This is a genomic window from Streptomyces sp. NPDC002851 (genome assembly GCF_053591935.1).
Window position 1 is genome coordinate 302,254 of the sequence record NZ_JBSFUT010000004.1, and the last position, 16,046, is coordinate 318,299.

A 16,046-nucleotide genomic window follows, 5' to 3' on the forward strand; every position below is an offset into this window, starting at 1 on the left:
CGCACGCTAGGTCAAGGTAAGTTGCCGCTATGAGCAAGGAGCCGGGTGGCCTGTCCATTGGGCAGGTCGCCGAGAAGACCGGGTTGAGCGTGCATGCGCTCCGCTTCTTCGAACGCGAGGGCCTGTTCCTGCGCGAGATCCCGCGGTCCAGCGGTGGGCAGCGGATCTATGAACAGGCCGATGTCGACTGGCTCGTACTGTGCGGTCGCCTCCGCGACTCAGGCATGCCCATCGCCACCATCAAGAAGTTCGCCGACCTTGTCCGCTCGGGACCGGGGAACGAGACGGACCGCCTCGCCCTGCTGCGCGAGCACGAACGGAACGTACGCGCCAAGATCGACGACCTGAACGCGAGCCTCGAGGTCATCCACGGCAAGGTCATCACGTACGAGCAGCACCTTCGGGACGGGACGGCGGCAGGCATCTGGTCACCGAATCTGCCTCGGTGAGCCTTTCAGTCAGAGCGGGCGTCAGCGTTCCAGGAGTGTCAGCGTTCCAGGAGTTCGACCAGGCGGTGCCCGAGTTCAGGGGCGGAGGCCGGGTTCTGGCCCGTTACGAGGCGTCCGCTGACCACGACGTGGGCCTTGCGGCCCGGCGCGCAGGAGTAGTGGGCGCCCCTGTCCTCGAGGGCGCTCTGCAGCAGGAACGGCACGACGTCCGTCAGGTCGCGGGCGGCCTCGCCCTCGTTGGAGAAGGCGGTCAGCGACTTGCCCGCGACGAGGTAGCTGCCGTCGGACAGCGTGAGGTCGACGAGGGCCGCCGGGCCGTGGCAGATGGCCGCGACGACACCGCCGTTCTCGTAGATCTCCCGTGCCAGTGACTCCAGTTGCTGGTGGCCCCTGAAGTCCCACATCGCGCCGTGACCGCCGACGAAGAACACCCCGGCGTAGTGCGAGGCTTCGACGTCCTCGGGCGTGGGGGTGCGCCGGAGCTGCGCCGCGACGTCGGGATCGTCGAGGAAGGCGCGCTCCTCGGCACTGTGGCGGTCATGACCGATCATGGGTGGCTCGCCGCCCTGGACCGACACGAAATCCACGTCAAATCCCGCCTCGCGGGCGATACGCCACGGGTGGACCGCCTCACCGAGATGGAAGCCGGTCTTCCCGCCGGTATCCCCGAGGACTCCATGGCTGGTGAGGACGGAGAGCAGCCGCCTGGGGGCGTTCATGCGGGTCGTTTCCCTTCGACGTACCGAGATGTGCCGATATCGGTCGATGTGAGCGTAAGTGGGGCGTGGGTTGTACTCGGCCTGGCGCGCCTGGCGCGCCGGACGCGGACCCACCCGAGAAGTTCGCCATCCCACGTTTGAACGTGTTCAAGAGTGGCGTACGCTGCGGGCATGAGTGAGCGGAGCGCCCTCGTGCGGGGCATACGTGTGTGGCTGGTCCTGTTCATCGTGTGCCTTGTCCTGAGCGGGGTCACGGCCTTCCCGCTGGTGCACGAACTGCGATGGACGGAGGAGGCGTTGCGCGCGCTGTCCGTGCCGGAGCACCTGCCTGGACTCATGGACTGGGTCGCGCGGGTGCGGGCCGGACTCGACGCGACGGACGCCGAGTTCCCCTTCATCCTCTACGGCACGGACTGGCTGGCCTTCGCCCACCTGGTCATCGCGGTCGCCTTCTACGGGCCCTACCGCGACCCCGTACGCAACATCTGGGTCATCGAGTTCGGAATGATCGCCTGCGCGGGGATCATCCCGCTGGCCCTGATCTGCGGGCCGATCCGCGGGATTCCCTTCTGGTGGTCGGTGATCGACATGTCCTTCGGGGTGTTCGGGGTGATCCCGCTCTACGTCGTACGGAGGAAGATCAAGCGGCTGGAGGCCCTGGTCGCCGCGGCGCCCGAGGCGGCACCTGCCGCGGTGGCCGTCAGCTGACGTTCCCCAAGTGCATGGGACTTCCGCGGGCCCGGGCGACGACTGGTGCACCGAAGCGGGCCCGGAGGAGCAGGAGTTGACCGGCCCCGGTGGGCATCTGACGGTCGGCCGAGCCGTGCCCGGTGTGCACCACCCCTCCATTGCCCAGTGCGCGGTGTACGGAAGCCGCGACGAGGAGTCGCCGGAGCACCCGCACGCCGCCGTGGTGCCCGCCGTCGGACAGCGCCCCTCACTGGAGGACATCAGGAACTTCGGCACCACCCGCAAGGGGCGCCTCTACGCGGACCGGCGGCGACGCCGTCGACGAAGGGGCGTCAGTGGTGAGGGTCGTGGCGGCCGAGGGTGTGCACGGGGGTCGCGTCGGGGCGGGTCCATTGCGGTACGGGGCGGCTGGTCGGGCCCCAGGTGGCGTTCCCGTCCGCGTCCGTGCGCCAGAACCAGCACGGGTCCCGTCCCTCGGGCCAGTCTTCGGGGTTGTCCTCCCACGCTTCGCCGCGGCCGTAGGGCGTCATGTCGAGCAGGCCGAGGGAGCCGTTGACTCGCTCGTTGCCGCGGCCCGTCGTGGAGTAGGTGAGGAAGGCGCGGTCGCCGTCGCGCAGGAAGCAGGTGAGGTAGCCCATGCTGCCGCCGACGGGTTCGTCCACGTCGCGCACCGAGTACCAGGGCTGGGTGTAGCCCATGAACGCGACGTAGGAGGCCACCTCGTCCCAGCGGCCCGTGGTCAGGACGGCGAACGAGACGCCGCGGGCGTTGAGATAGACGGCGTCCTTCAGGTGCCAGGCCGTGGTGGTGCAGCCCTCGCACTGCCCCTGGTGCGGCGCGCCGTCGTACCACATGTGCTTGTAGACCATGAGCTCCTCGCGACCCTGGAACAGGTCAAGGAACGGGACCGGCCCGTCGGGTCCGACGACCTCGACCGTCCCGTCGAACTCCACCATCGGCAGCCGGCAGCGGGCCGCGGCGATGGCGTCGCCCTCGTGGGTGTGGGCCTTCTCGCGGACCAGGAGCTCGTCACGGGCGGTCTGCCAGGTGGCCAGGTCGACCACGGGCGGGCGGCCGGGCAGTGCGGTGGTCGGGTCGTCCGGCGTGGCAGTCATGGGGTCCCTACCTTCCGTGGTGTCTCGTAGCTTCCGTGGTGTCCTGTACCGGGCAGCGTCGTACGACGCTCTACGACGGTCAGTACGACGCTTTGCGGCGGTCACCAGTACGGACTCGCGACCGGGCCGGAACTCATCGACGCAAGGACGCAAGAAAACTGATCCGCAGGTACGCGGAACCGGCGCCGTCCACCGTGGGCGTGCTATGGTTGTCGAGTTGCAGTTTTGGTACCCATGAACTTTATGTGCGCCTGACGGGAATGCTCCTCAGGCGCATTGTTGCTTTTCCGGGCTTCTCCGGACGAGATGGGGCTCAATGCGGCGACGAGGAACTCGTAAACCGCGAGTTTCCGGATCTGCCCCATTTTTTAGGAGATAGACAATGGCTACTGGAACCGTGAAGTGGTTCAACTCGGAAAAGGGCTTCGGCTTCATCGAGCAGGACGGCGGCGGCGCCGACGTCTTCGCCCACTACTCGAACATTGCCACCCAGGGCTTCCGTGAGCTCCAGGAGGGCCAGAAGGTGACGTTCGACGTCACGCAGGGCCAGAAGGGCCCGCAGGCGGAGAACATCGTCCCGGCCTGATCGCCGGACGCGTTTCACGTAACCGGGGCCCGTACCTTTACGGTGCGGGCCCCGGTTTCTGCTGTCCTTGGGCAGCTGTCCAGAGTCCAGAGGCTCAGGAAGGCAATTCTGCATGACCCGCTCCGCACGTCCTGCCCGCGCCAGAAGCAATGCCGGGAAGTCCGCAGGAAAGCCCGCAGGCAAGCCCGCGGCGACAAATCCTGGTCGAAGGGCGCAAGGTGGCCAGGGCCAGGGCCAGGGCCGTAGGGCCCCCGCTCGGCGCTCCGTGCCCCCGCAGGGCGAGTTCGCCATGCCGGAAACCGTCGTCCCGGCGCTGCCCGCCGTCGACGCCTTCGCCGACCTTGACATGCCCGCCGCTCTGCTCAAGACGCTCACCGCCCAGGGTGTGACCGAGCCCTTCCCGATCCAGGGCGCGACCCTGCCGAACTCCCTCGCGGGCCGGGACATACTCGGCCGCGGGCGCACCGGCTCGGGCAAGACCCTCGCCTTCGGCCTGGCCCTGCTCGCCCGCACCGCCGGCCGCCGCGCGGAACCCAAGGCGCCGCTCGCGCTGGTCCTCGTACCCACGCGTGAGCTCGCCCAGCAGGTGACCGACGCCCTTTCGCCGTACGCCACCTCCGTGCAGCTGCGGCTGACCACCGTCGTCGGCGGCATGTCGATCGGCCGCCAGGCCGGATCGCTGCGCCGTGGAGCCGAGGTTCTGGTGGCGACGCCCGGGCGGCTCAAGGACCTCATCGACCGCGGCGACTGCCGCCTCGACGAGGTGGCCATCACCGTCCTCGACGAGGCCGACCAGATGGCCGACATGGGCTTCATGCCCCAGGTCACCGCTCTCCTGAAGCAGGTCGAGCCGGGCGGCCAACGGATGCTGTTCTCGGCGACGCTGGACAAGAACATCGACCGCCTGGTGCGGATGTTCCTCTCGGATCCCGTGGTGCACAGCGTCGACCCGTCCGCGGGTGCCGTCGTCACCATGGACCACCATGTGCTGCACGTCGCGGACGAGAGCGACAAGAAGGCCGTGGCCACGCGGATCGCGGCCCGCGACGGCCGGGTGATCATGTTCGTGGACACCAAGCGTGCCGCGGACCGCTTCGCCAAGCGGCTCCTTGCCAGCGGGGTGCGCGCCGCCGCGCTGCACGGCGGGCGCTCCCAGCCGCAGCGCAACCGGACCCTTGACCAGTTCAAGAACGGACAGGTCACCGCGCTGATCGCGACGAACGTCGCGGCCCGCGGCATCCACATCGACGACCTCGACCTCGTGGTCAACGTGGACCCGCCCATGGACCACAAGGACTATCTGCACCGCGGCGGCCGCACCGCCCGCGCCGGTGAGTCCGGCAGCGTCGTCACGCTGGTCCTGCCGCCCCAGAAGCGGGAGATGACCCGCCTGATGTCGCACGCGGGCATCACCCCGCGAACCGCCCAGATCCGCTCCAGCGACGAGGAGTTGACCCGCATCACCGGTGCGCGCGAGCCGTCCGGGGTCGCCGTGACGCTCGAGGTACCGGAGCCTGCGCAGCCGCAGCGGCGTTCTGGTTCCGGAGCGTCGCCGTCGTCGCGGAGCTCACGCAATTCTCGGAGGTCGCGGGCGCGGCGCGAGGGTGCCGGTGCTCAGGGCGCCCAGCGCGCTCAGGGCGGCGGTCAGGGTGGTCAGGGCCAGGCTCGTGGCGCCGGTCAGGGACAGAGCCGCGCACGGCGTGGCCGTCCTGGCCGCAGCGGCCTGCCCACGGGGCGCGCCAGCTGAGCCAGGGGAGTCGGGGGAGGGGCGGCGTGCGCACGCGAGAGCGGGTGACTCCGCCCCGGCTGGTCGTCGGCATAGCCGCCACGCATCAGGCAGGCCGGTAGGTCAGCTGGACATTGCCGGAGCGGAACGTCGTCGTACGCCACAGTTCCAGCGGGATGCGCCTGTTCAGCGTCGAGTACAGCGAGTGGCCCTCGCTCAGGATGATCGGGTTCACGAGCACGCGCAGCTCGTCGATCAGGCCGAGTTCGAGCAGGCTCGCGGTCAGCGTCACGCTGCCGAACAGCGCCATCTCCTTGCCGCCCGGTTGCTGCTTCAGCGCCTTGACGGTCTCGGCCAGGTTCTTGCCGTCGACGAGGGTCGTGTTGTTCCAGTCCGCCTTCTCCAGGGTGGAGGAGAACACGACCTTCTTCACGTTGTTCATGAACTCGACGATCTCGGGGTCGGGCCCGGTGGCGTTCGGCCAGTACGCGGCCATGTGCTCGTATCCCGCCCGGCCGAACAGCAGCGTGTCGATGTAGGCGTCGCTCTGGTTGGCGAACTCGAAGTACTCCGCGTCGACGTTGGGCCAGTCGAACTCGCCGTTCGGGCCTTCGTAGTAGCCGTCGAGGCTGATCGCCACGTAAGAGAAGAGCTTGCGCACGGGTTCATCTCCGATCGTGTCCGGGTGCTTGCCGGGGAGGGGGAGCCGGGCACTTGCACATCACAAGCACTCCGTACGCTAGTGGCATCGCCTCCAACATCCTCGCCGACCGGCTGCGGACCCTGGTCGAGGAAGGCCTGCTCACCAGGGACGACGTCAAGCCCGGGCAGCGCGCGACATACAGCCTCACGGAACCGGCGATCCGACTCGTCCCCGTCATGGCCCACCTCGCCGCCTGGGGCCTGCGCCACCGCCCACCACCAGGGAACTACGCGTACGAGCGGCTGGCCGCGGCGTACGAGGCGGCCATTGCTGAAGCATCCGCAGCATCCGCAGCATCCGCAGGGGGCTGACCAGTTCACGGCCAGGCCGGTCCTGAACTGCTCGGGCATGAACCACTGGGTGAAAACCCGGCCGTGCTGCGCCGGGCCCTCAATCCCCTCGCGTGAGCGTCACGCCCCCTCCCGGAAATGATGGGGAGTTCGAAGTACGGGGAATCCGCGCGTCCCGACCACGCGAGTCTGTCGTTAACTCTTCCGTCGTCCGCGGGTCACCTGAGGATGACCCGTACGTCCCCGGTTGTCCGTACGGTCGCGTCGCGTCACCGCAGGTGGGTCGCCACCCTCCGCGCCGAGCAATCCGCTGCCGCCGTCACCGACAAGGAAGCCAACTGTGCGCCGTATCCGCATCGTCACCCTCTCCACGGGCGCCTGTGCTGCCTTGGTCGGGTCGCTCACCCTGGCCCTGCCCGGCAGTGCCGGAACCACGACGTCCGTGGACCGGGACACGACTCCGCGGGTCGTGTCTGAGGCCTCCCTGCCGCGTATCCCGCTGGGCGAGTTCAGTAATCAACTGCTGCCCGGGAGCGTCGACGACGATCGCGGAGTGGCCCTTGGCGGGGTCGGCTCGGGGCTGTTCCGTGAAGCGGGCGGGCGGTCGGGTGAGTTCTGGATGATGACCGATCGCGGCCCGAATGGTGAGGTCATGGTGGAGGGTGCGAAGCGTCGTACGTTTCCCGTGCCCGGCTTCACCCCGGCTCTCGTGAAGGTGCGTCAGGAGGGAGGTGAACTAAGGGTGTTGCGGGCCATCCCGGTCACGGATTCCGCGGGGAAGGGCGTCACCGGGCTCTCCAATGTGCCCGGGTACGACGAGGCTCCGTACGACGTTTCCGGGAAGCGGCAGCTTCCCTACAACGTGAATGGCGTCGACGCCGAGGGTCTTGTCCGCACGGCCGACGGTGAGTTCTGGGCCGTCGACGAGTACGGGCCTTCCTTGCTGCACATCTCCGCCGAGGGCAAGGTGCTCGCCCGGCACGTGCCGAAGGGGTGGCGTGGTGAAGGCGCCGACTACCCGGTCGAGCGGACGCTGCCCGACATTCTGACGGCCCGTAAGCAGAACCGGGGCTTCGAGGCCATCGCCCTCGACCCGGACCAGCGCACCCTCTACCTCGCCATGCAGTCCCCGCTGTCCCACCCGGACAAGGCCGCCGGAGACGCGTCCCGCAATCTGCGTCTCTTCGCCTTCGACCTGGTCAGCGGCAAGGTCACGGCCGAGTACGCGCACCGCCTCGACGACGTCTGCGACCTCGACCCGGACAGCTGCGGCAAGCCGAGCGAGATGAAGGTGTCCGGGATGGTCGCCCTCGGCGGCGGACGGCTGCTCCTTGAGGAGCGCACGGATGCGGTCGCCAGGATCTACGGGGTGGATCTCGGCGATGCGACCAACATCCTCGGCGGGCGGTACGACGACCGGGCCACAAGCCCCAGTCTGGAGCAGCTCGCCGCACCGGCCGCCGACGGGATCCGGGTCCCGCGGAAGAAGCTGGTGGTCGACCTCGATACGGTGCCCGGCATTCCGGACAAGATCGAGGGCATCGCGCTCGCCGACCCGTCCACGCTCGTGGTCGCGAACGACAACGACTTCGGGGTCGGGTCCTTCGATGAGGGAGGACGGTTGGTCGACAGCGGCGTACGGTCCAGGCTCATCACCATCCGGCTGCCTCGGCCGGTCCACGCCTACCTGCCCCGCTGACCTCCTTCCGGTCCGAGGTCGCCGCCGGAGCACCTCCGCCCGGTCACTTTCGCCAGAACAGGTGGTGGATCACGCCGCTCGGGCTGGGTACGACCTCGAGGTGGAACCGGTCGAGCAGTTCATCGGGGGACTCCCAGAGGCGTGACCCCGATCCGAGCTTCACCTGCGAGACCGCCACGTGCATCGTGTCGACGAGGTCGGCGTCGAGGAACTCCCGGATGGTGGTGGCCCCGCCGCCGAGTCGGACGTCCTTGCCCTGCGCCGCCTCCTTCGCCTGTGCGAGGACGGTGGCCGGGTCGCCGTCGACGAAGTGGAACGTGGTGTCGGAGAGCGTGAACGAAGGACGCTTGTGGTGGGTCATGACGAACACCGGGGTGTGGAAGGGGGGTTCGTCACCCCACCAGCCCTTCCACTCGTAGTCCTCCCAGGGGCCGCGCTGGGGGCCGAACTTGTTGCGGCCCATGATCTCGGCGCCGATGTTGTGTGCGAAGTCTCGCGTGAAGTAGTCGTCGAGGCCGCGCGTCCCGCCGGGGTCGGTGCGGTTGGGCCAGCTTGCCGTGGCGCCGCACCAAGCGAACATGTCCCCGGGATCGGCGTCGCCGAACGGCTTCTCCAGGCTCTGGTTCTCACCGGCGCCGAATCCGTCCCGCGAGACGTTGAAGTTCTGGACTCTCAGCAGCTGATCCACGTGCTTCCTCCTGCGTAGTTCTTTTGATGACTATGAGACTCCCCTGGCCGGGAAAACTCATCGCCGTGGCCGTGGCGCCGTGGCCGTGACCGTGACCGGGTGAAACTGCCTAGGTCAGGTCCGTGAGGAGGTCGTCGAGGACCGGGTGGGACGGATACGTCACGTGACGGAGCGGCGTTCGCGTACGGAGGGCAGGGGGATGGCCCGTACGAACGCGGCGTCGGTGGTGAGGATGTGGCGCAGCTCGTCGTTGCCGACGCCGGCCATCACGTTGATCACCGTCTTGTCGCCGTCCACGCGCAGGCCGGCGAGTGCTTCGTGCCGGTCCGTTCGGCGTACGGCGATGATCACTACCTCGGAGCGGTCCACCACCTCCTGGTTGTCGTGGCACACCTGTACGCCGTCGTAGCGCGCGGACAGCTCCGCGGCGGTACGGGCTCCACGGGGGGGGAGTTGTCCGCCTCCCTGATGTGCGATATGTGCGATCTTGCCGACCCTGTGGCCCCTGTGGTGTCAGTGGATGACGTCGAAGACGTTCTTCTGCACGCCGTTGGCGTACGCCTCGTGCTCGACGAGCTTCAGCTTCTGCGTGTCCTTGTCCGCGCCGCTGAACAGCCGCTTGCCCGCGCCGAGCAGCAGCGGGAAGACGAGCAGGTGGTAGCGGTCGATCAGACCGGCGTCGGACAGGTTCCGGTTGAGGGTGGCGCTGCCGTGCATGATGATCGGGCCGCCCTCGGTCTCCTTGAGCGCGGCGACCTCGTCGAGGGAGCGCAGGATGGTGGTCTCGCCCCAGTTGGAGACCAGGTCGTCTTCGGTGATGGTGGTGGAGACGACGTACTTCGGCAGCGGCTTGTAGTCCGCGAACTCCTCCATGTCCGGCCAGACGGGGCTGAACGCCTCGTAGCTGACCCGGCCGAAGAGCATCGCGGTGGCTTCCTTCTGCTCCCGGCCCTTGATCTCGAACGCCTCCGGGACGAACTCGATGCCCTTGAAGGTCCAGCCGGAGTTCCGGTAGCCGGGCTCGCCGCCCGGGGCTTCCACGACGCCGTCGAGCGAAACGAAAGCGGTACTGATCAGAGTGCGCATCCTGGTTCTCCTGGGTTCGCGGTACCGCTCGGGTGCGGCGGGGTGGGCGGGAGTGCGGTGGTGCGGTGGTGCAGTGATGCGGTCTCAGACTCCACCAGGGCGCATGAGTGATCAAGGCTCAGGACTGATCGAGAGCGGTGGCCGCGTGGGGCTGGTGGGCGGCGGCGGGGTGGACCAGGATCGGGGGAGGGGCGAGATTCCTACAGGAGTGACATGACCAGCAGCGAGAACAGTTCGTACGAGGGATTCACGGCCGAGGAACGGGCCGCGATGAAGGAGCACGCCCAAGAGCAGAAGAAGGCGGCGCGGCGCAGTTCGCGTGCGGACAAGGCGGCGGAGGCGGCGCGGGACGTGCTCGCGAAGATCGCCGAGATGCCGGACACCGACCGGATCATGGCCGAGCGCGTCCATGCCGTCATCACCGCCAACGCCCCGGCCCTCGCCCCGAAGCTCTGGTACGGGATGCCCGCCTACGCACTGGACGGCAAGGTCGTCTGCTTCTTCCAGAGCGCGGCGAAGTTCAAGTCGCGGTACGCGACGCTCGGGTTCAACGACCCGGCGAAGCTGGACGACGGCACGATGTGGCCGACGTCCTTCGCCCTGACCGAGGTGACCGACGAGGTGGAGGAGCGGATCGCCGCACTGGTGAAGCGGGCGGTGAGCTGACTCAGCGCACCGCGCACATCAGACACTGCCAGGTGACGGTGTCGGTGTGGGTGGTGCCGTCGATGGTGGCGGTCACGGTCACCTCGTTCGGAGGCGAAGTCGAACATGGTCCACACGTACGTTCGAAGCGCTTACGGGGCTGCGGCGTGGAGGGGGACTCAGCGCTCCAGGCCGCGGAACGCGTGCACGGAGCAGGCCTGAGAGCAGACCTGAAGGGAGACTTCAACGGCAACTTGCCGTGCGCCAACGGGAGTTAGCACAGCCGACCACTCCTCCGTAGAGTGCCCGCATGGCCTTGAACACAGATACAGAGCCGGGCGGCAAGTCGCCGCAGCAGCTGCTCGACGAGTGGCTCGACGACGTCCCGGGCTGCGTCGACCGGCTGCGGGACGTGCTGCTCCCCGAGGGCTTCCCGCTGGACTTCTCCGCCGAGTCCCTGGACGTCCTGGAGGATTGCCTCCTGGACTTCTACCACCCGCTGCGCGAGGTGGAGGAGGGCACGGGCTTCGTCGAGGCCGCCATGGCGTACCTCGGGGAGGTGCTGCTGTTCGTGGCGGGCGGGAACTGGGGCTGGAACACCCGGCCCCTGGAGGGGTTCGACGGGCAGCCCGTCGTCTGCCCCGATCCGGACCTGGGGGAGCGTCCGGTCGCGCCGCTCCTGCTGATCTCGTACGCGTTGCGGGTGCGCAGCGGGAACGCGTTCGCGCAGGAGGTCGAGCGGCTGCGCTCGGCCATGGCCACGCTCCAGGAGGAGGCCCCCGGCTGGGAGCCGTCCCGCGCCCTCACCCCCGGCGTGGACGCACAGGTGCCGGAGTCGATCCAGTGGCCCGACTGGAAGCTTGACGCCTGGAAGAACGGCATGCCCGAGACCCTGGACGCACTCCGGTCGTCCCACCTCGACCCGGCCTTCCCCTTCGACTACACACCCGCGTCCCTCGTCCCGCTGGAGTCCGTCATCCTCGCCAACTGGCGGGCAGGCGAGGACTTCGACGCCGAGTCGGAGCTGCTCACGGCCGCCATGATGTACGTCGGCGAGGTCCTCCTGCGCACCGTCGGCGGATCCTGGGGCTGGGGCGCGGACATCGACCAGCCGGTCATCTGCCCCGACCCGGACCTCGGCCTCCTGCCCCTCGCCCCCTTCCATCTGATCCACCACGCGGTGCAGGACCGCAGCGGCGAAGCCTTCACGGTGATGGACGATCACCTGCGGGAAGCCGTACGCGCACACCAGCAGGGCCATCCGGGCTGGGAGCCGACACGGGAGCCGGTGCCGGGCGTCGGCCCGGAGAGCGCCTGAACGGCGACGTATCGCGCGATGTTTCGCGCGACATATCCCGCGACGTATCGCGCCAACTCAATGTCGCCATCGGCCGATACCCCTTGTACCCCTTGTGCCCCTTGAAAGTTGCGGGCATCCCCCGCACAGTGCGCCCATGGCGATACGCGGGAGGTCCAGGTCGTCCGCCGTGGCGGTGCTTGCCGCGGCGCTGCTCCTGTTACCCGGCGGCACGGTCGGGCAGGGACGGGCGGCAGCGGACGAAAGAGGCGCCGGGTCCGCCCCCGAGCATGCCGCTCAACTCGACGTACGCGGCACGCACTTCATCGACGGACAAGGCCGCGAAGTCGTCCTGCGCGGCTTCAACGTATCCGGCGAGACCAAGCTCGCCGAGAACGGCGGACTGCCCTTCGCCGACGTCGCCGACGCACGCACAGCCGCCCGAGCGGTGCGCGAACTCGGCGGCGCCAATACGGTGCGCTTCCTGCTCTCCTGGTCCGCGGCACAGCCCGCGCCCGGGCGGATGGACGAGACCTACGTGCGTCAAGCCACCGCGCAGATACGGGAGTTCCTCGCCGTCGGCCTTCGCGTCCTGCCCGACTTCCACCAGGACCTCTACTCGCAGCATCTCTTCGGCCCGGACAGCTGGTACCAGGGCGACGGCGCCCCCGCCTGGGTGATCGAAGCCGGGGAATACGGCAAGGAGTTCTGCGGCGTGTGCGTGCACTGGGGGCAGAACATCACCCAGAATCAGGCCGTCAAGGACGCCGCACGCGACTTCTGGCACAACCGCCGCATCACCGCTCAGGGAACCACCATCGGCGTTCAGGACGCCTTCCTCGACGCGGCGCAGGCGACGATGCGGCACCTGGCCGACCACCTCAGCGACGCGGAGTTCGCGGGGATCGCGGGGATCGACCCGTACAATGAGCCGTACGCCGGGCAGTACGAGCAGGGCGAGAACAACGCCTCCTGGGAACGGCAGCGGCTTTGGCCCTTCTACGAGCGGTTCCGGGCCCGTATGGACGCCGCCGGCTGGCGCGCCAAGCCCGCCTTCGTGGAGCCCGGGCTCTTCTGGAACTCCAACCTCGCCTTCATGAAGGAGCCCGGCGGGCTGCGTGACGCGGACGCGGGCAACGGGGACGGCACGATCGGCCCGCGGTACGTCTTCAACAGCCACTTCTACGACCAGGCCCGCATGTCCGGCTTCTTCGAGCTGGGGCGGGCCCGCGACGGCGAGTACCTCCAGGACTTCGAGGTCGTACGCGAACGCTCCCGCGGCCTCAACGCCCCCGCGATCGTCAGCGAGTTCGGGCATCCGCTCACCGGGACCGCCTCGCACCTGGCGCCCTCCGTGGTGAAGGGCCAGTACCAGGCGCTCGACAGCGCCGTGGACGGCCGCAACTGGTGGTTCGACCCCACCGGCTCCGGGCCCGTGCTCTCCGCCACGCAATGGCAGTGGGACATCTACAACGGCCGCCACCACGAGGCCATGAACGGCAACCCGGACAAGATCCTCACCGAGGGCGACGCCTGGAACGGCGAGGACCTGTCCGCCGTGCACCTCGACGACCAGGGCGAGCCCCGGCTCCGCGTCGACCCGCGCCTCGTGGACCGCCTGTACCCGAGCGCCGTCGCCGGGCACACCCTGGCCTTCACGTACGAGGACCGCTCGCGCGACGAGGGCGACGAGAGGAACGAGAGCGGCGAAGGCGGCGAGGGCAAGGCGCCCCGCTGGAATCAACTCCCCGACTCCCTGCCTCAGTTGAAGCGCCTGCTCGCCGGGGAAACGGACTCCGGTCATCCGTACGGCGTCCTGGTGTGGCGCGGCAACGGCACCCAGGCACCCACCGAACTCCACCTGCCGCAGGCATTCGACCCGGACACGACGACCGTCGTCTCCGACCTCGGCAACGGCACCATCACACGGGAACCGGGCGGTACCCGGGCCCGTCGCCTGCTGCTCGAAGCGGACGGCACGGGCGACGCCAAGGGCCTCCACTTCGCCCTGGTCACCAGCGCGCCGTCGACCCCGGCCGAGCGCGCGGCGGTACGCGACGAACTCGCCCGGTGGGTGAACACGTCCGGCTTCGACGGCATGGGCGGTACGGGGAATGCGGGCGGTACGGGGAATAGGGGTGGCACAGGGGATACGGGGGATAGGGGCGGCGTCGCGGGGGAGTAGCCATCGCGCCACCACCGCCCCCGCCCTCTGCCGGAGGGCAGACCACCCCGTACGTCGCGGTGATGAGTACGGCCCCATCCGTAGCACTCGAGTCGGACGACAGGACCCATACGTGGACTGATTACCCGCACCCCGTACGGCTCATAGGTTCTCGATCAAGCACAGAGATGATGCAAGAGATGATCGAGAGGCCACGGAAGCATGTACGGCAAGGCGTTCGCCCCGGAGTACCAGGGCGAGTTGGGCTCGGCGCTGAGTGTGAACTCCTCGTACGAGGACGTACGGGCGGCGGCGAGCCGCATCCGGTCCGGTTCGGGGTGTGCGCGGGAACGGGCCCGTGCCTCGCTCGCGCTCGCCGAGGCCAACCGGCGGCTCGGCCGGGTGGACGAGGCCGGTGCCGCCTGGCGGGAGAGCTACCGCAGCGCGCGGGCCGCCGGTGACACCGGGGCTATGGCATGGGCGCTGTGGAGCGGCGGCACCCTCGCCCGCCAGTGCGGCTCGCTGCCGCTGGCCCGCCGCCTCCTCACGCATGCCGTCACCCTGGCGGCGGGCAGCGGGGACCGGCTCGCCCACGGCTATGCGCTCGCGGGCCTTGCCGAGACGGGACGCATCCAGGGTGATTACGCCGCCGTGGCCGAGCTCCACGAGCAACTCCTGGAGCAGGGCCGAGCGCACGGCGAGGCCCGGCACATCGTCTGGGCGTTGTCCGGAATCGCCCAGATGCACCGCAACACCGGCGCCTTCGACCAGGCACTCGAGCTGTTCGAGGAGTCCGCGCGGACAGCGGCGGAGGCGGATGACGCCCGCGGACGCGCCTGGTCGCTGCGCGGAGTCGCCGACGTCCTGTCGGTCCGTGGCGAAACCGACCGGGCACTCGGCCTACTGTCCGAGGCCGAGGAGATATGCCGAGCGATGAACCTGGCGAGCGCCCTCGCCTACAACCACAAGATGCGCGCCAATGTCCTTTACCGGGCCGGTCGCTACGAGGCGGCACGCGACACCTATCGCCGTTCCCGGGAGGAGTTCGACGCCATACGCGAGCCCCGCGGCGCGGCCCTGTCCCGCCTCGGCCTGACCAAGTCCCGCGCCCGGCTCGGCCGCGACCGTACGGAAACCCTCGCTGAACTGGACGCCCTGGAGCGGAACTTCGCGCACATGGGACTGCGGCACGCCCGCGACATGGTCGTCAGCTTCCGGGCCGAGGTATCCGGAACGGGACCCGCTCGGGATCGCTGATGGCATGCGGACGACACGGCAGAGCGAAGAGCCCGGTCCGTATTTCCGCGGTTCACAGCTGCCGGTCGCCGGTACGTTCCGGGCGGACGGGCTGAGCCGGGGGCGCCGCGTCGGGCCTGTTCGGTGGTGTGCGCGTACGGTGCAGCGTGCGGAGCCGCTCCTCGTCGAAGGCCGGGTCGGACTCGTAGGAGTGGTGCCCCCGGATCGGGGCGGGCAGGGGATCCTCAATGGTGCGGCCGTAGGAGATCGGGTCCTTGAGGGGCTCGCGGTCCACGGCGGGACCGGAGTCTCCGGGAAGGCGGATGGGGCCGCCGATGGGGTCCGTGGGCCGGTAGAGGTTGCGCCAGCTGTCCACTTCCGCTTGGAGGGTCTGCAGCGCGGCAGGTCCGAAGTAGGCCGGGAACCAGCGGCCGTAGATGCGCTCCAGGGGCGAACCGTACGTGAGGAGGTGGACGTGCCTTCGGTCCGACGGGCTCAATTGCCACAGGGCCGCGACGGCGAGCACGCTGCCCTGCGCATGGCCGGACAGCAGAATCCGGCCGCCGCTGCGTGCGCGCCAGGTCGCCATGCGCCAGGACAGGTCGGGAACGGCCCGCTCGGAGTAGCAGAGCCGGGCGAACGGGTGCGCGGCCCTGGGCCAGAACGTCGCCAGGTCCCACAGGGTGCCGAGCGCGCCACGGCTTTCCGGGGCGCGGGCCGTGCGACGCCCCGAGGCCGGGCAGCACGATCGGCTTGCCGGCGGCCACGTCCGCCAGATGCGCGACGTCGAAGTACGGGAAGAATTCCATCGCGTGGCGTACGGACGCGGCGTACAGCACGTTGGTTCCGGCGGCATCGGCGGCATCGGCGGCATCGGCGGCATCGGCGGCATCGGCGGCATCGGCGGCATCGGCGGCATCGGCGGCATCGGCGGCATCGGCGGCATCGGCGCG

17 protein-coding genes and 1 pseudogene are annotated in these 16,046 nt (G+C 69.3%); 11 read left to right on the forward strand and 7 right to left on the reverse strand.

All coding sequences use genetic code 11. The features are described 5' to 3' along the window. The first annotated feature begins 29 nt into the window (after positions 1-29). A complete protein-coding gene (locus ACWD10_RS06765; RefSeq protein WP_451087739.1) occupies positions 30-449 on the forward strand; it encodes a MerR family transcriptional regulator in 420 nt (139 codons plus the stop codon). Positions 450-487: 38 nt separating this feature from the next. Here the strand turns inward: ACWD10_RS06765 and ACWD10_RS06770 are convergent, their stop codons facing one another. Next, positions 488-1,168 (reverse strand): type 1 glutamine amidotransferase domain-containing protein, encoded by a 681-nt coding sequence (locus ACWD10_RS06770; RefSeq protein WP_451087741.1) that lies wholly within the window; start codon positions 1,166-1,168, stop codon positions 488-490. Between the two features lie 171 nt (positions 1,169-1,339). On the opposite strand from ACWD10_RS06770, the gene ACWD10_RS06775 reads away from it, so the two are divergent. Then, on the forward strand, positions 1,340-1,876 hold the full coding sequence (locus ACWD10_RS06775) for a hypothetical protein (protein WP_451087743.1): 537 nt from the start codon (positions 1,340-1,342) through the stop codon (positions 1,874-1,876). A gap of 314 nt (positions 1,877-2,190) precedes the next feature. On the opposite strand, the gene ACWD10_RS06780 is transcribed toward ACWD10_RS06775, so the two are convergent. Continuing rightward, entirely contained in the window at positions 2,191-2,973 is a 783-nt protein-coding gene (locus tag ACWD10_RS06780; RefSeq protein WP_451087745.1) for a DUF899 family protein, read from the reverse strand. Positions 2,974-3,355: 382 nt separating this feature from the next. Here ACWD10_RS06780 and ACWD10_RS06785 point away from each other — a divergent pair, with 382 nt between their 5' ends. After that, positions 3,356-3,559 (forward strand): cold-shock protein, encoded by a 204-nt coding sequence (locus ACWD10_RS06785; RefSeq protein ID WP_009715709.1) that lies wholly within the window; start codon positions 3,356-3,358, stop codon positions 3,557-3,559. 112 nt (positions 3,560-3,671) lie between these two features. Beyond that, the gene (locus tag ACWD10_RS06790) at positions 3,672-5,306 is read left to right on the forward strand and encodes a DEAD/DEAH box helicase (RefSeq protein ID WP_451087747.1); all 1,635 of its coding nucleotides are present in this window, start codon (positions 3,672-3,674) and stop codon (positions 5,304-5,306) included. Between the two features lie 85 nt (positions 5,307-5,391). Here ACWD10_RS06790 and ACWD10_RS06795 read toward each other — a convergent pair whose 3' ends face one another. Beyond that, on the reverse strand, positions 5,392-5,946 hold the full coding sequence (locus ACWD10_RS06795; protein ID WP_451087749.1) for a dihydrofolate reductase family protein: 555 nt from the start codon (positions 5,944-5,946) through the stop codon (positions 5,392-5,394). Between the two features lie 53 nt (positions 5,947-5,999). On the opposite strand from ACWD10_RS06795, the gene ACWD10_RS06800 reads away from it, so the two are divergent. Together ACWD10_RS06800 and ACWD10_RS06805 are read left to right on the forward strand one after the other, a co-directional pair. Next, positions 6,000-6,299, forward strand: coding sequence for a winged helix-turn-helix transcriptional regulator (locus tag ACWD10_RS06800; protein WP_451087751.1), 300 nt, complete (start codon positions 6,000-6,002; stop codon positions 6,297-6,299). A 319-nt stretch (positions 6,300-6,618) separates the two neighbouring features. Beyond that, positions 6,619-7,977 (forward strand): esterase-like activity of phytase family protein, encoded by a 1,359-nt coding sequence (locus ACWD10_RS06805; protein WP_451087753.1) that lies wholly within the window; start codon positions 6,619-6,621, stop codon positions 7,975-7,977. A gap of 43 nt (positions 7,978-8,020) precedes the next feature. Here the strand turns inward: ACWD10_RS06805 and ACWD10_RS06810 are convergent, their stop codons facing one another. The 3 genes from ACWD10_RS06810 to ACWD10_RS06820 all read right to left on the reverse strand — a co-directional run bounded on the left by ACWD10_RS06810 (position 8,021) and on the right by ACWD10_RS06820 (position 9,751). Beyond that, on the reverse strand, positions 8,021-8,665 hold the full coding sequence (locus ACWD10_RS06810) for a dihydrofolate reductase family protein (RefSeq protein ID WP_451087755.1): 645 nt from the start codon (positions 8,663-8,665) through the stop codon (positions 8,021-8,023). Between the two features lie 159 nt (positions 8,666-8,824). After that, a complete protein-coding gene (locus tag ACWD10_RS06815; protein WP_451087757.1) occupies positions 8,825-9,058 on the reverse strand; it encodes an NAD(P)-binding domain-containing protein in 234 nt (77 codons plus the stop codon). A 120-nt stretch (positions 9,059-9,178) separates the two neighbouring features. Beyond that, positions 9,179-9,751, reverse strand: coding sequence for a dihydrofolate reductase family protein (locus ACWD10_RS06820; protein WP_451087759.1), 573 nt, complete (start codon positions 9,749-9,751; stop codon positions 9,179-9,181). Positions 9,752-9,964: 213 nt separating this feature from the next. On the opposite strand from ACWD10_RS06820, the gene ACWD10_RS06825 reads away from it, so the two are divergent. The 4 genes from ACWD10_RS06825 (at position 9,965) to ACWD10_RS06840 (ending at position 15,114) form a co-directional block, all read left to right on the forward strand. Beyond that, positions 9,965-10,417 (forward strand): iron chaperone, encoded by a 453-nt coding sequence (locus ACWD10_RS06825; RefSeq protein ID WP_451087761.1) that lies wholly within the window; start codon positions 9,965-9,967, stop codon positions 10,415-10,417. A gap of 289 nt (positions 10,418-10,706) precedes the next feature. Continuing rightward, positions 10,707-11,714 (forward strand): hypothetical protein, encoded by a 1,008-nt coding sequence (locus ACWD10_RS06830; RefSeq protein ID WP_451087763.1) that lies wholly within the window; start codon positions 10,707-10,709, stop codon positions 11,712-11,714. A 136-nt stretch (positions 11,715-11,850) separates the two neighbouring features. After that, a complete protein-coding gene (locus tag ACWD10_RS06835; RefSeq protein ID WP_451087765.1) occupies positions 11,851-13,878 on the forward strand; it encodes an endoglycosylceramidase in 2,028 nt (675 codons plus the stop codon). Positions 13,879-14,079: 201 nt separating this feature from the next. Further along, positions 14,080-15,114, forward strand: a complete 1,035-nt coding sequence (locus ACWD10_RS06840) for a tetratricopeptide repeat protein (protein WP_451087767.1) — start codon at positions 14,080-14,082, stop codon at positions 15,112-15,114. A 52-nt stretch (positions 15,115-15,166) separates the two neighbouring features. On the opposite strand, the pseudogene ACWD10_RS06845 reads toward ACWD10_RS06840, so the two are convergent. Beyond that, positions 15,167-15,784: pseudogene (locus ACWD10_RS06845) on the reverse strand (hypothetical protein); the annotation flags it as partial. 28 nt (positions 15,785-15,812) lie between these two features. Here ACWD10_RS06845 and ACWD10_RS06850 point away from each other — a divergent pair. Continuing rightward, the coding region (locus ACWD10_RS06850; protein ID WP_451087829.1) for a hypothetical protein at positions 15,813-16,046 on the forward strand (234 nt) is incomplete at its 3' end.

Excerpts from the sequence above, each read along its gene's own strand:
- ACWD10_RS06765 (WP_451087739.1), top strand. The coding sequence starts at position 30 with ATGAGCAAGGAGCCGGGTGGCCTGTCCATTGGGCAGGTCGCCGAGAAG.
- ACWD10_RS06770 (WP_451087741.1), bottom strand. The coding sequence starts at position 1,168 with ATGAACGCCCCCAGGCGGCTGCTCTCCGTCCTCACCAGCCATGGAGTC.
- ACWD10_RS06775 (WP_451087743.1), top strand. The coding sequence starts at position 1,340 with ATGAGTGAGCGGAGCGCCCTCGTGCGGGGCATACGTGTGTGGCTGGTC.
- ACWD10_RS06780 (WP_451087745.1), bottom strand. The coding sequence starts at position 2,973 with ATGACTGCCACGCCGGACGACCCGACCACCGCACTGCCCGGCCGCCCG.
- ACWD10_RS06785 (WP_009715709.1), top strand. The coding sequence starts at position 3,356 with ATGGCTACTGGAACCGTGAAGTGGTTCAACTCGGAAAAGGGCTTCGGC.
- ACWD10_RS06790 (WP_451087747.1), top strand. The coding sequence starts at position 3,672 with ATGACCCGCTCCGCACGTCCTGCCCGCGCCAGAAGCAATGCCGGGAAG.
- ACWD10_RS06820 (WP_451087759.1), bottom strand. The coding sequence starts at position 9,751 with ATGCGCACTCTGATCAGTACCGCTTTCGTTTCGCTCGACGGCGTCGTG.
- ACWD10_RS06825 (WP_451087761.1), top strand. The coding sequence starts at position 9,965 with ATGACCAGCAGCGAGAACAGTTCGTACGAGGGATTCACGGCCGAGGAA.
- ACWD10_RS06830 (WP_451087763.1), top strand. The coding sequence starts at position 10,707 with ATGGCCTTGAACACAGATACAGAGCCGGGCGGCAAGTCGCCGCAGCAG.
- ACWD10_RS06835 (WP_451087765.1), top strand. The coding sequence starts at position 11,851 with ATGGCGATACGCGGGAGGTCCAGGTCGTCCGCCGTGGCGGTGCTTGCC.
- ACWD10_RS06840 (WP_451087767.1), top strand. The coding sequence starts at position 14,080 with ATGTACGGCAAGGCGTTCGCCCCGGAGTACCAGGGCGAGTTGGGCTCG.